14 protein-coding genes are annotated in these 12,723 nt (G+C 41.8%); 11 read left to right on the forward strand and 3 right to left on the reverse strand.

Annotated elements, in window-relative coordinates:
* Positions 1-114: 114 nt before the first annotated feature.
* Both K1J09_RS00220 and K1J09_RS00225 read right to left on the reverse strand, forming a co-directional pair.
* Positions 115-2,076: a family 20 glycosylhydrolase gene (locus tag K1J09_RS00220; RefSeq protein WP_223322746.1), complete on the reverse strand. Its 1,962-nt coding sequence runs from the start codon at positions 2,074-2,076 to the stop codon at positions 115-117.
* A gap of 83 nt (positions 2,077-2,159) precedes the next feature.
* Complete coding sequence (locus K1J09_RS00225) at positions 2,160-2,600, reverse strand: DUF3284 domain-containing protein (RefSeq protein WP_223322744.1); 441 nt, start codon at positions 2,598-2,600, stop codon at positions 2,160-2,162.
* 372 nt (positions 2,601-2,972) lie between these two features.
* Between K1J09_RS00225 and K1J09_RS00230 the strand changes: the two genes are divergently transcribed.
* Genes K1J09_RS00230 through K1J09_RS00245 form a run of 4 tightly spaced genes read left to right on the forward strand, consistent with a single transcriptional unit; the run spans position 2,973 to position 6,295 of the window.
* The gene (locus K1J09_RS00230) at positions 2,973-3,305 is read left to right on the forward strand and encodes a PTS lactose/cellobiose transporter subunit IIA (protein ID WP_125331079.1); all 333 of its coding nucleotides are present in this window, start codon (positions 2,973-2,975) and stop codon (positions 3,303-3,305) included.
* Positions 3,302-3,592 carry a PTS sugar transporter subunit IIB gene (locus K1J09_RS00235; protein WP_002909758.1) on the forward strand — a complete coding sequence of 97 codons (291 nt, stop codon included), beginning with the start codon at positions 3,302-3,304 and terminating at the stop codon, positions 3,590-3,592. Before K1J09_RS00230 ends, K1J09_RS00235 begins: the two co-directional genes overlap by 4 nt.
* A gap of 13 nt (positions 3,593-3,605) precedes the next feature.
* A complete protein-coding gene (locus K1J09_RS00240; protein WP_125331078.1) occupies positions 3,606-4,913 on the forward strand; it encodes a PTS sugar transporter subunit IIC in 1,308 nt (435 codons plus the stop codon).
* Positions 4,910-6,295, forward strand: a complete 1,386-nt coding sequence (locus K1J09_RS00245; protein ID WP_223322742.1) for a glycoside hydrolase family 1 protein — start codon at positions 4,910-4,912, stop codon at positions 6,293-6,295. Before K1J09_RS00240 ends, K1J09_RS00245 begins: the two co-directional genes overlap by 4 nt.
* A gap of 68 nt (positions 6,296-6,363) precedes the next feature.
* Here the strand turns inward: K1J09_RS00245 and K1J09_RS00250 are convergent, their stop codons facing one another.
* Positions 6,364-6,564 (reverse strand): 4-oxalocrotonate tautomerase, encoded by a 201-nt coding sequence (locus K1J09_RS00250; protein ID WP_223322810.1) that lies wholly within the window; start codon positions 6,562-6,564, stop codon positions 6,364-6,366.
* Positions 6,565-6,669: 105 nt separating this feature from the next.
* Here K1J09_RS00250 and K1J09_RS00255 point away from each other — a divergent pair, with 105 nt between their 5' ends.
* The 7 genes from K1J09_RS00255 to K1J09_RS00285 are packed head-to-tail and all read left to right on the forward strand — an operon-like array spanning position 6,670 to position 12,659.
* The gene (locus K1J09_RS00255; RefSeq protein ID WP_125331077.1) at positions 6,670-7,242 is read left to right on the forward strand and encodes a thymidine kinase; all 573 of its coding nucleotides are present in this window, start codon (positions 6,670-6,672) and stop codon (positions 7,240-7,242) included.
* Between the two features lie 36 nt (positions 7,243-7,278).
* On the forward strand, positions 7,279-8,358 hold the full coding sequence (gene prfA, locus K1J09_RS00260) for a peptide chain release factor 1 (protein WP_002895522.1): 1,080 nt from the start codon (positions 7,279-7,281) through the stop codon (positions 8,356-8,358).
* A complete protein-coding gene (gene prmC, locus K1J09_RS00265; protein WP_223322740.1) occupies positions 8,358-9,188 on the forward strand; it encodes a peptide chain release factor N(5)-glutamine methyltransferase in 831 nt (276 codons plus the stop codon). Before prfA ends, prmC begins: the two co-directional genes overlap by 1 nt.
* A complete protein-coding gene (locus K1J09_RS00270) occupies positions 9,181-9,771 on the forward strand; it encodes an L-threonylcarbamoyladenylate synthase (protein WP_223322738.1) in 591 nt (196 codons plus the stop codon). Before prmC ends, K1J09_RS00270 begins: the two co-directional genes overlap by 8 nt.
* Before the next feature lie 47 nt (positions 9,772-9,818).
* The gene (glyA, locus tag K1J09_RS00275; RefSeq protein ID WP_223322737.1) at positions 9,819-11,081 is read left to right on the forward strand and encodes a serine hydroxymethyltransferase; all 1,263 of its coding nucleotides are present in this window, start codon (positions 9,819-9,821) and stop codon (positions 11,079-11,081) included.
* A gap of 1 nt (position 11,082) precedes the next feature.
* Entirely contained in the window at positions 11,083-12,057 is a 975-nt protein-coding gene (locus K1J09_RS00280) for a nucleoid-associated protein (RefSeq protein WP_002915230.1), read from the forward strand.
* The gene (locus K1J09_RS00285; protein ID WP_223322736.1) at positions 12,057-12,659 is read left to right on the forward strand and encodes a lysozyme family protein; all 603 of its coding nucleotides are present in this window, start codon (positions 12,057-12,059) and stop codon (positions 12,657-12,659) included. The genes K1J09_RS00280 and K1J09_RS00285 overlap by 1 nt, the downstream gene beginning before the upstream one ends.
* Positions 12,660-12,723 lie beyond the last annotated feature (64 nt).

Raw genomic sequence — 12,723 nt, forward strand, 5'->3', positions numbered from 1 at the left:
CAGTATGTCCAATAACCTGATGTCTAGAAATTTGATGTTCTTTTTGAATTGGATGATTCTGATTCCTCATAAACTTCGCTCTTTCTACATGATAGCTTGAACTAAGCCTCAAGTTTAGTGATAATAGACAATTTGATCAACAAAAATTTGACAATCTTTGTCAGCTTTTGTTTGAACTTCTACATTCTTCAATTTCTTTTCAGGATAAGGGTTTTGAATAGGAAATGCAAAGAAAGTTTGCTGCTCTTTTTGATAAGGCTTGGTGCTAAGAGAAACTTCAAATAATTGCTCATCTACTTTATAGATAGGTTCACCAGGTAAAGGGTTGGTATTGGTAGACCGATTCCAGTCAACACTTGTTTTGCCAATGTTTTCTCCAAAGATAATGGGAAGAGTAAACTCGGTTTGATCAGTATAGGTTAGTAGAATATTTCCGATTTGATAGGTTTCCATTTCAGGGAAGACACCGTCCACAAACCATTGGTATTCCACAAAATAGTCAGTAGCATAGCCGATTTCAATCCAGCTGGGATGCGCTAGTTTTTCAAGGCTGCGCGAGTGGTTCTGTAGGTCAGGATAGTGGTAATGGAAGAGATATGATAAGGTTTTATCACGGATTGTCGCATAGTCTTCATCACGATAGTCATGGTTCCAAAACATCTCGTATGCATAGGCCAAGCCGAAGAAAATGACATTTCTCTGCAGGATTACCTCATTTAAAGTGCTCCAGTTGGAGATGATAGCTCCCTTGCTCCCCTTCTTCAAATGCTCAGCCCAATGCGGAAAGAGGTAGCCTTCAAAATTACCATAACGGATGGTAAATCCTTCTTCTAAAACTTCATCTTCCAGTTTTTCATCCAAACTCCAGAGCCAATGGAGAATTTCGACATCTTTGGGAATCTGATGAATAGCCTGCCAGGTTGCTGGCATGATGCCAACTTTTTTGCCTGTATCTTTTTTGAACTGGGGAGTGTACATGACGATTTCTGCTCCACCAAAAGGCCCTGCATCAGGAACGATAGCGTTTTTCAGTAACTTGTCTCCCCAAATCATGGTTCGGACATTTTTCTGCTTGAGATAGTCATAAATTTTGATAACGTCCTCTGCAAAGATGTCTGATCCAGCTTTTCCTTTGCAGCGCCCACACATAGCAATTGAATAGTATTCATCATGCCCGATATTGATGACTTCAGGTTCAAAGACCTCAATGATTTCATCCAGAACATCAAAGAGGAGTTCATAAGAGGCAGGATTTGATGGGCAGTAAGTGTCCGGATAAGGATCTTCAGGGATTTCTGCGATTTCAGGGTGGCCAAGCATCAGGTAGTCACAATGGCCAAGAGAGGGTACCTCAGGAATCACTTCAAAAAATCGTTCCTTACAGTAGAGGACCAGATCTTTAACATCATTTTGACTTAGAAACTCCCCGTCACCATTTTCCATGTGAATGGCATTCTTGTACCAAGGGAAGGTATAGTCTTGGATTTCTTTGGTCTTACCAGAGTATTCAGCCATATCAGCACAATATTTAATCCACTCCTGATTAATTTCAGGGTGTTTTTTATACTCCATAGCACCGCCGATTTCAATCATGAGGGTATTGTACTTGAAGAAAGCAAGCATATCCACAAATTGCTTGAAGAAATCCATATTCTTACGAGACGGTAAAAAGACCTTGAGTCCACGCTCAGAACAGACAGGTTCGTCGTAGGCCAAGCCATAAGGCAAGTAGCCATCCTGTAACATTTGGATAATTGAAATTGACCCATAAAATAAGCCGCGTTGGGACAAGGCATGAACGAAAATGCCGTCCTCAGTAATCTTTACGATGTGCGCTTCAGGATTGGATGGATAGGGAAGTGAAAAGGACTGCATGACCTCTTGTCCGACTTCTCGAGAAATCCCTTCTATGAAATGAATGGCAGGGAAAGCTAGTTGTCTATTATTTCTTGCTATTGGATGAGCCCGTAAAGTTTCGGTCAAAATAGGAAGAGGGCTGAATATTTGAGTTTCTTTAGTGAAATAGCGACCGCTGTTTTCTTGTTTCCAATATTGAGGTGTGATGCCTTGTTTCATAATCTACTCCTTGAACTATCTGAATATCTGCGAGTCATAAAAAATCTGGGTGCAGAAAAGAAGGTATGGATTGGATTTGCTTTTTACTGAGTTTTCACTTTTCTAGCCTTCTCGATTTCCCCTTGAATCTTATAAAGATTTTCCGAAAGGCGACCAAAGTAGAGAAGCTCTCCCATCCACTTGATGAGCTTGCTTTTTGAATTTTTTGTCAATTTATTTTGTTCTTGTTCTAGCGTAACCTCAAGCCCTTTTGAGCAAGGCTTGGTCTTGTAGGAAGTAATCGTTTTTTCACTGTGGGACGAGATTTGAATAACGTAGGTTTCATGGCGACGATAGTCCAGAATCTCATAATCAGTCTTGGTATAGACATTGTCTGACAATTTTGAGTAACGAAGTCCTTTCTTTAACCTATCTATCTTTTTTGTTGTTTGATTGCCAGCTTGATTGATTTGATTCAGAAACTCGCTTTCCAAGAAGTCATAAAATTCATCTGAAGTGACTTGGAGTTCTCTAATAATTTTCATAAATTAAGTATATAATAAGCCCTTGTGGAAAGTAACCCCCTGAGGAAAAAGAGACTTATTTTAATGAATTTTTATACTCTTTAGCTTTGTGTTATACATTATCATAAAAAACGATTAATTTTTATACACTAATTTTACGATAGGTTCTAAAATATATTAAAGGAACTATTTAAAAATAACAGAGTACCAGAGGTAAAGCACGTAAGAAAGTGTTGCTTTAAATTTTTTATAATAAATTGAGTATGAATGGCATTTGAAAATGGATACACTAAGCTAGAAAACTGTATATTAAGAAAATATAAACGCTTTTGACAGTAAAATAAAGCTATAGTAAACTTTGGGTAAGAAGTCAAATTGAAAGGAGGAGTTTGTATGGAAGAATGGAATAGTTCAGCGGAGATTATTGCCATGTCCTTAATTGCCAATTCTGGTGCGGCCCGATCCTTAGCTTTTGAAGCACTTAAAAAAGCAAAATTAGCCGAATTTGATGCAGCTAAGGAATTAATGGATGGGGCAAATAGTGTTATTTTAAAAGCCCATCATTCTCAAACGGAATTATTGCAGGAAGAAGCACAAGGAAACGGTCATCAGTTGAGTATATTGCTTGTTCATGCACAAGATCATTTTATGACGAGTCTCTTGGCTATTGACCTTATCACTGAGATGATTGAACTGTATTCCAATAGAGAAGGAGAAAGACAATGAAAATCTTATTAATATGTGCAGCCGGAATGTCCACGAGCATCCTGATGAAAAAAATGGAGCAATATGCAAATGACCAAGGTATTGACCTCGATATAAAAGCGGTCGGATTGATGGACTATCAAGATTATGCTCAGGACTATGACGTAATTTTATTAGGTCCTCAGGTTTCTTATAAACTTGATTCTGTCAAAGAGACAGTTTCAAAACCTGTTGCCACCATTCCAGCTATGGATTATGCAATGGGAGATTGTAAGAATATCTTTCAATTAATTAAAGCAATATCTTAAGGAGGTTTTTCTGATGGAAAAATTCTTTAACAGTAAATTCATGACCAAACTTCAGGAAATTGGTTATAAACTGGCCAACAATGTGTTTATACAGTCTTTACAAGCTGGATTAGGCTCTCTCTTGGGATTGATTACCGTAGGTTCCTTATTTCAAGTCTTAGCTGCAATTGGAAATGAAACTGCTCTAGGTTGGTTCAAAACAGGGGATGCAGTGTATAATACATTGACCTTGCCTTTCCGTTTTTCAATGGATTTTATTTCTATCTGGGTTGCCATCTTCTTTGCTTATCATTATGCTAAGAATTTGAAATTGAAATCCCCTATTATGGCAGCTGTTGATACAGCAGTTACTTTCATGCTTGTGGCAGGAGCTTTTGTTGATACTGAAGAATTCTCCGGTCTGCAATTAGACTATCTCGGCTCACAAGGTATGTTTATCAGCTTCTTCATTGTCTTTGTCGTCGTTCAGATTGAAAAATTCTGTTATGAAAAAGATATTAAAATAAAGATGCCAGATGTTGTGCCGCAGTTCCTGCAAGATAGTTTCGGCTCTATTCTGCCGGTATTCTTCTCCATCACTCTCTTCCTCTTGCTGAATGTTGGAATTGGAGCCTTGACAGCAGGAGCTTATAATGTTCCGTCTGGTTTTATGGCTCTCTTGCGTGCACCGCTTGGCGCTGTATCATCTGTTCCAGGTATTGTGATGCTTTGTATGTTAGCGCTGATTCTTTGGTGTTTCGGTATTCATGGTACCCTCATCATTATTCCAATCATTTCTCCGCTTGGGATTCAAGCGGCAACAACCAATGCTGCTCTTCATGCGAACGGTCAGCCAATGCAATTCTTCCCAGTCTTACTCTACACTTCCATGGCTTTAGTTGGTGGTACAGGGAATACCTGGGCACTAGTCCTGATGGGCTTACGTTCAAAATCTAAACAAATCAGTGCCGTATCAAAGATTTCGCTCATTCCTGGGTGGTTTGGTATCAACGAGCCAGTAACATTTGGTATGCCAATTATGTTCAACCCAATTCTTTGTATCCCTTATGTACTCAATGTGCCTATTATGATGATTTTGACTTATTTTGCTTACAAAACAGGCTTTATCATTCCAGCTTGGATTGTTGTCAGCGCTCAGTTGCCAATGGGCTTTAGTAACTATCTGACCACCCTTCGTTGGCAAAACTTTGTTTGGGACTATATCTTGATTTTACCAGCTATGTTAATCTACTATCCATTCTTCAAAAAATACGAAGAGCAATTGGTTAAGCAAGAAGCTGAAATGGAAACTCTAGAAGCCAAAGGAGGTGCAGCAGCTTGATTGATGTGACAAAATTTTCCAGAGACTTTCTCTGGGGATCGGCTTCAGCAGCCTATCAAGTTGAAGGAGCTTGGGATGAAGATGGTAAGAGTCTGTCTATCTGGGACACCTTTGTCCGCCAGCCTAATAGGACCTTTAAAAACACGACAGGCGATGTGGCAGTGGACCATTATCATCACTATAAAGAAGATGTGAAACTGATGGCCGAAATGGGCCTAAAAGCTTATCGATTTTCTATTGCCTGGACCCGTATTTTACCTGAGGGACGAGGAGAGGTTAACCAGAAAGGGATTGAGTTTTATTCAAATCTGATTGATGAACTTCTCAAATATAATATCGAACCCATTATCACGATCTATCACTGGGATCTGCCTCAGACGCTTCAAGATGAGTATGGAGGCTGGGAATCCAGAAAGATAATCGACGATTTCCTGTATTATGCAGAGATTCTCTTCAAAAACTTTGGAGATCGAGTGAAATATTGGATAGGACTTAACGAGCAAAATGTCTTTGTTGGACTCGGCTACAGAGATGGCTATTTCCCACCAGGAATTAAAGACATCAAGCGAATGCATCAAGTCAATCACATTGTCAACTTGGCTAATGCGACAATTATCAAGCGATTCCATGATTTAAAAATAAAAGGTCAAATCGGTCCAAGCTTTGCCTTTCCTGTTCTCTATGCTCTGGATAATCGACCAGAAAATGTTCTAGCAATGGAGAAATCCTTGGATGTTAATGTTTGGTACTGGATGGATGCTTATCTATTGGGACGTTATCCAAAGACAGCCTTAGCTTATCTGAAAAATCAATTCGGTATAGAATTGGATATCCGAGAAGGGGATTTAGAGATTTTAAAAGCTGGTCGTCCAGATTTCGTTGGTGTCAACTATTACCAATCTCATACTTTTGCTGCTAATGTACCGAATGCTGAGGCTGGAGAGCCGGACCAGTTTAAGCATGTGCCAAACGAACACTTAGAGCGTACTAGCTGGGAGTGGGAAATAGATCCAATTGGTTTGCGAATTGCTTTACGGCGGATTACCAGCAGATATGACATCCCGATTATGATAACTGAAAATGGGCTAGGAGAGTATGACACCTTGACAGAAGATAGAAAGATCCATGACCCATATCGGATTGAATATCTTGATAATCATATTACAGCTGTACAAAATGCCATAGAAGATGGTTGCCAAGTCATCGGCTATTGTACGTGGTCTTTCACAGATCTACTTTCATGGCTCAACGGTTATGGCAAGCGCTATGGATTCGTTTATGTAGACCGTGATGAGGAAGAAGGGGGTAGTCTAGAGCGGATTCGAAAAGATAGTTTTTACTGGTATCAAAAATTAATTAAAGAATTTGAGAGCAAAAGATAAAACAGTAGAAGCCATTCATAGAAAAAAGCCAGCAGTTTGTATCCCTATACACTGCCGGCTTTTCTTTTTTATTTTTCCCTCATTTCTCCTTGTGGGAAGTAGGTTCCTTCTGGCATGTCGTTAATAATGACATGGACAGCAGACTGAGGTGCGCCTGTATTTCTGACAACGGCTTCAGTTACTTCCTTGGCAAGAGCTTTTTTCTGCTCCAGAGTACGACCTTCAAATAAATCAATTCTAACAAATGGCATATTTTTTGCCTCCTTTATTTCTTTATCATTATTTTATCACAAATGAGGTTTTAAAGAGTAGTGAATTATGGTAAAATAATGTGAAGTAAAAATGGAGATAGTGAATTAGCAAAGATTTAAATTATGGCTCAGTTATACTACAAATATGGCACGATGAATTCGGGCAAGACCATTGAAATTTTGAAAGTGGCCCACAATTATGAAGAACAAGGCAAGAGCGTAGTTATCATGACCTCGGCTGTTGATACCCGCGACGGTTTTGGTGTCGTTTCTAGTCGTATCGGTATGAAGCGGAATGCTATGGCTATTGAAGATCAGACGGATATTTTTGGCTATATCCAGCAGCTGCCTGAGAAGCCATACTGTGTTTTAATTGATGAAGCTCAGTTCTTGAAACGCCATCATGTCTATGATTTGGCTAGAGTGGTGGATGAGTTGGGTGTTCCAGTTATGGCTTTTGGTCTGAAGAACGATTTTCGCAATGAACTCTTTGAAGGCTCCAAACATCTCTTACTCTTGGCTGATAAGATTGAGGAGATTAAAACCATTTGCCAATATTGCTCTCGTAAGGCCACCATGGTTTTACGGACTGATAACGGAAAGCCGGTTTATGACGGAGAGCAGATTAAAATTGGCGGCCACGAGACCTATATCTCAGTCTGCCGCAAGCACTATTTTAATCCAGACATTAAGTAATTTATCGATAGAATCAAAGGAGATGATGAAAAATCTATGAATATCTATGAACAGTTACAAGCGGTGGAAGATCGCTACGAAGAGCTTGGTGAACTTCTCAGTGACCCTGATGTGGTCAGCGATACCAAGCGTTTTATGGAGCTTTCTAAGGAAGAAGCCAGCACCCGAGATACAGTGACGGCTTATCGGGAGTATAAGAAAGTCTTGCAAAACATCACAGACGCTGAAGAAATGATAAAAGACGCTTCTGGTGATGCCGACTTGGAAGAAATGGCCAAGCAGGAGCTCAAGGATGCCAAGGCTGAAAAAGAAGAATACGAGGAAAAACTAAAAATCCTTCTTTTACCAAAAGATCCAAACGATGATAAGAATATTATCCTTGAAATCCGAGGTGCAGCAGGAGGAGACGAGGCGCAGTTGTTTGCAGGAGATCTCTTGCAGATGTATCAAAAATATGCTGAAAGCCAAGGTTGGCGCTTCGAAGTTATGGAAGCTTCTTACAATGGTGTAGGTGGGATAAAGGAAGTGGTCGCTATGGTTTCGGGGCAGTCGGTCTATTCAAAGCTTAAGTATGAATCTGGCGCTCACCGCGTACAGCGGGTTCCTGTGACCGAAAGCCAAGGTCGCGTTCACACCTCGACGGCAACTGTCTTGGTGATGCCAGAAATCGAAGAAGTCGAATACGACATTGATCCTAAAGATCTTCGTGTTGACATCTACCACGCTTCAGGTGCCGGCGGACAGAACGTCAATAAGGTTGCAACTGCGGTTCGTATTGTCCATCTGCCTACCAATATCAAGGTTGAAATGCAGGAAGAGCGTACTCAGCAGAAGAACCGAGATAAGGCTATGAAAATCATCAGAGCTCGCGTAGCAGACCACTTTGCTCAAATCGCTCAAGATGAGCAAGATGCAGAGCGCAAGTCCACAATTGGTACAGGTGATCGCTCAGAGCGGATTCGTACCTATAATTTCCCGCAAAATCGAGTGACAGACCATCGTATTGGCTTGACCTTGCAAAAACTGGACACAATTTTAGCTGGCAAACTGGATGAAGTTGTTGATGCCTTGGTTCTCTATGACCAAACGCAAAAACTAGAAGAGCTGAATAAATAATGACATTGGCTCAATATTTGACTGAGTTAGAGCAGGAGCTTGTAGCAGCGGGAGAAGAAGCAGAAAGCCTATCTTTCGTTTATCGGGCTCTCAACGAGCTCTCCTTTACCGACTTTGTTCTCAAGCTTCGGACAGAAGTCAGCCAGGAAGACCGTGAGCAGCTAAAAGCAATTCAAGAGCAGCTGCTTGCTCACAAGCCAGCCCAGTATATCATTGGCAGCAGTGACTTTCACGGCCTGACTCTCAAAGTTGATGAACGAGTGTTGATTCCAAGGCCTGAGACGGAGGAGCTGGTGGAGCTGATTTTGTCAGAAAATCCTGAAAGTTCTCTGTCTGTCTTAGATATCGGTACGGGTAGCGGAGCCATTGCTCTTGCACTGGCGAACAGCCGTCCAGACTGGCAGATTACTGCTTCTGATTTGTCAAGCGATGCTCTTTCCTTGGCAACAGAAAATGCTCAATCCTGCGGACTCAGCCTCACTTTTGTCCAATCTGATTGCTTGGACGCAATCAGTGGGAACTTTGACATTATCGTCTCCAACCCGCCCTATATTTCAGAAGCAGATAAGGACGAAGTTGGACTTAACGTTTTGACCTCAGAACCTCACATGGCCCTCTTCGCGGAAGAGGATGGCTATGCCGTCTATCGGAAAATAGCCGAGCAGGCAGAAGACTATCTGACAGATAAAGGAAAAATCTATCTGGAAATTGGTTACAAGCAAGGAGACGGTGTCAGGGAGTTATTGAAAAAATCTTTTCCCCAAAAACGAATCCGAGTTCTGAAAGATCAATTCGGCAAAGATAGAATGGTGGCGGTTGACAATGGATAAGATAGAAAAGACTCTGGCTGCAGGCGGAGCAGTTGTCCTGCCGACAGAAACTGTTTACGGCCTCTTTGCCCAGGCTTTGAATCAAGAGGCGGTTGAACGTGTCTACGAATTAAAACGAAGACCTCGTGACAAGGCTCTTAATCTCAATGTGGCTAGCTTGGAAGAGATTTATGCCTTTTCCAAGAACCAGCCCTGCTATCTGGAACAACTCTATCAAGCCTTTCTACCTGGGCCGCTGACTATTATCCTCCAAGCCAATGACCGAGTGCCAGCTTGGATAAACTCAGGTATGGAAACCGTGGGTTTTCGGATTCCTAAGCATCCAGTTACGCTGGACTTGATTCGCAAGTACGGTCCCTTGATTGGTCCATCCGCCAATCTTTCCGGAAAAGCTAGTGGAACTTCTTTCCAGCAGATTATGATGGATTTTCAAGAGGAGGTCTCAGGTGTAGAAGATGATGCTGCTTTGACAGGTCAGGATTCAACTATTCTGGACTTGTCTGGAGAAAAGGCTTTTATTCTACGCCAGGGAGCGATTACTCGCGAGGATATTCTCGCCCAAGTAAATGATATAAAATTTTAACTTTTAGGACCTAAGGTCCTATTTTCGCAAAAGAAGGGAGACACCTTATGATTTTTGATCAAGAAGACTACAAAGCATTTGACCCAGAGATTTGGGAAGCAATTGCTAAAGAAGAAGAACGTCAGCAGCATAATATTGAGCTGATTGCTTCAGAAAATGTCGTTTCTAAAGCTATCATGGCTGCTCAAGGTTCTATTTTGACCAATAAATATGCCGAAGGTTATCCAGGTCGCCGTTACTATGGTGGGACAGATGTAGTGGATGTGATTGAGAGTCTGGCAATTGAACGCGCCAAGGAAATCTTTGGTGCCAAGTTTGCTAATGTTCAGCCTCACTCAGGCAGCCAGGCTAATTGTGCAGCTTATATGGCTTTGATTGAGCCAGGTGATACAGTTATGGGCATGGATCTGTCTGCTGGCGGCCACTTGACTCACGGTGCATCAGTCAGCTTCTCTGGTCAAACCTATAATTTTGTATCCTATAGTGTTAATCCTGAAACAGAATTACTGGACTTTGATGCTATCCTCCAGCAAGCCAAAGAGGTTCAGCCTAAGCTGATTGTGGCGGGGGCTTCAGCCTACTCTCATATCATTGATTTTTCAAAATTCCGTGAAATTGCTGATGCGGTAGGTGCCAAGCTGATGGTAGATATGGCTCACATTGCTGGCTTGGTTGCTGCAGGCCTCCATCCTAGCCCTGTACCTTATGCAGACATCACAACAACAACGACCCACAAGACCTTGCGTGGCCCTCGTGGCGGCTTGATTTTGACAAATGACGAAGACCTGGCTAAGAAAATCAACTCAGCTATCTTCCCAGGCATTCAAGGTGGACCACTGGAGCATGTCATCGCAGCCAAAGCTGTTGCCTTTAAAGAAGTGCTTGATCCAGCTTTCAAGGTTTATGCCCAGCAGATTTTGGATAATGCCCAAGCTATGGCCCAAGTCTTCCGTCAGCACGACAAGTTCCGCGTGATTTCTGACGGTACTGAAAATCACCTTTTCTTGGTGGATGTTACTAAGGTTGTAGAAAATGGGAAAGTAGCGCAAAATCTCTTGGATGAGGTTAATATTACCCTTAATAAAAACTCCATCCCTTACGAGACTTTGTCACCATTTAAGACTAGCGGAATTCGTATCGGTACAGCAGCTATTGCAGCTCGAGGCTTTGGTGTAACAGAAAGTATCAAGGTGGCCGAGCTTATTATCAAGGCTCTGGAAAATGCTGAAAACGAAGCGGTGCTGAATCAGGTGCGGGCGGAAGTTCGCGAACTAACGGACGCTTTTCCACTCTATGAGGGCTTAAACTAAGATGGATATTTACGTAAAAAAAGCGATTATTCATCAATTCAGCCCAGCTGATACCGAACTGCTGCTGGCGGATAAGTTTCTCAACATTACTCCTAAGATTGAAGAATACCTGCGCAAGAAGATTGAACGGGTCTATTCTGACGATGCTAAAACAGGTGTTTTCGATCCCGAAAACGTCTTTTTAGCCCAGCTTTCAGACGACTTACTGGAAACATCAGTGACAGTGGCCAAGCTTTGGCAGGAGGAGTTTTCTGTCAGTGAAAACCAGAAAACCAACGATCTGATTTTTGTCCAGTTTGACAAAGAAGGTGTGGAGCACTTCGCTTTTTTGCGGATTGCTCTACGGGAAACTCTGACCCATTTGGGTGGAGAGGTGGACAATCCTATCAAGCTGACGCAGAACAATCTGCCTGGCTTTGGTACGGGGGCAGACGAGGCTTTGGTCATTAATCTCAAGTCTCGCAAGTACCATCTGATTGAAAAACGCATCAAGTATAACGGAGCCTTTCTCAATTATATGTCAGACAATCTCTTGCAGGTCAATCCGACAATCTCAGCCAAGAAATCAATTAAAGCGCTTGAGAAGACGGCTCAGAAGGTTGCCGAAAGCTTTAATAAAGACGATTTTCAGTTTCAGTCCAAGGTCAAATCCAGTATTTTCAAAAATTTGGAAGAAAATGACGAACTGTCGCCTGAGAAGTTGGCCGATGATCTTTTTGACAGTAATTTGACTGCCCGACTTACCTTTATTGACCAAGTCAAGGAAGCTATTCCTGAGCCAGTCAAGTTTGATGAGATTGACAGCAGCCGCCAGAAGAAAAAGTTCGAAAATCAGAAACTCTCCCTTTCAAACGGAATTGAGCTCATCGTTCCCAATAATATCTATCAGGACGCAGAGTCTGTAGAATTTATCCAGAACGACAACGGGACCTATTCTATTTTGATTAAGAACATCGAGGATATCCAAAATAAATAATGTTTAAATTTCTAAGAAGACTGATTTTAGTCCTTTTCGTGCTCTTTGCTGGCTATAAGATTTATCAGGTTCATCATGATGTCAAGCAGGTTATGAAGTATCAGGCTTTGGTCAGAGAAGTGCTTGATGAGCAGGACACAGCAGCCAATGAAGAATTGGTACTGGCCATGATTTATACAGAGACCAAGGGAAAAGACACTGATGTCATGCAGTCCAGTGAAAGCGCGACTGGTCAGACCAATGCCATCACGGACAACAAAGAAAGTATTCGCCAGGGCGTCCAGACCCTGTCTGATAACCTAGAGTTAGCCAGCGAGAAAAAGGTAGATGTTTGGACAGCAGTACAAGCCTATAATTTCGGTCAGGCCTATATCGACTACGTCGCTAAAAACGGTGGCGAAAATACGCTGGAGCTGGCTAAGAAATATTCAAAAGATGTGGTGGCGCCAAGCTTAGGGAATGTAACTGGCAAGACCTACGGCTACTATAACCTGATTTCTATTTTCCACGGCCCAGAGCTCTATATCAACGGCGGTAATTATTATTATTCCCGTCAGGTCAAGATGAACATGCACATTATGCGCCTCTTAAAATGGTTTTAGAAAGAAGTTTTCAGCCTTCTTTCTTTTTTGATGGTGAAGTAATAATCCAGATATTTGTAACCAC

The organism is Streptococcus sanguinis (assembly GCF_019928825.1).
GTDB lineage: Bacteria > Bacillota > Bacilli > Lactobacillales > Streptococcaceae > Streptococcus > Streptococcus sanguinis_L.

What these genes read in the sequence shown, in the direction of transcription:
- K1J09_RS00220 (WP_223322746.1), bottom strand. Translation starts at nt 2,076, where the DNA reads ATGAAACAAGGCATCACACCTCAATATTGGAAACAAGAAAACAGCGGT.
- K1J09_RS00225 (WP_223322744.1), bottom strand. Translation starts at nt 2,600, where the DNA reads ATGAAAATTATTAGAGAACTCCAAGTCACTTCAGATGAATTTTATGAC.
- K1J09_RS00230 (WP_125331079.1), top strand. Translation starts at nt 2,973, where the DNA reads ATGGAAGAATGGAATAGTTCAGCGGAGATTATTGCCATGTCCTTAATT.
- K1J09_RS00235 (WP_002909758.1), top strand. Translation starts at nt 3,302, where the DNA reads ATGAAAATCTTATTAATATGTGCAGCCGGAATGTCCACGAGCATCCTG.
- K1J09_RS00240 (WP_125331078.1), top strand. Translation starts at nt 3,606, where the DNA reads ATGGAAAAATTCTTTAACAGTAAATTCATGACCAAACTTCAGGAAATT.
- K1J09_RS00255 (WP_125331077.1), top strand. Translation starts at nt 6,670, where the DNA reads ATGGCTCAGTTATACTACAAATATGGCACGATGAATTCGGGCAAGACC.
- prfA (WP_002895522.1), top strand. Translation starts at nt 7,279, where the DNA reads ATGAATATCTATGAACAGTTACAAGCGGTGGAAGATCGCTACGAAGAG.
- prmC (WP_223322740.1), top strand. Translation starts at nt 8,358, where the DNA reads ATGACATTGGCTCAATATTTGACTGAGTTAGAGCAGGAGCTTGTAGCA.
- K1J09_RS00270 (WP_223322738.1), top strand. Translation starts at nt 9,181, where the DNA reads ATGGATAAGATAGAAAAGACTCTGGCTGCAGGCGGAGCAGTTGTCCTG.
- glyA (WP_223322737.1), top strand. Translation starts at nt 9,819, where the DNA reads ATGATTTTTGATCAAGAAGACTACAAAGCATTTGACCCAGAGATTTGG.
- K1J09_RS00280 (WP_002915230.1), top strand. Translation starts at nt 11,083, where the DNA reads ATGGATATTTACGTAAAAAAAGCGATTATTCATCAATTCAGCCCAGCT.
- K1J09_RS00285 (WP_223322736.1), top strand. Translation starts at nt 12,057, where the DNA reads ATGTTTAAATTTCTAAGAAGACTGATTTTAGTCCTTTTCGTGCTCTTT.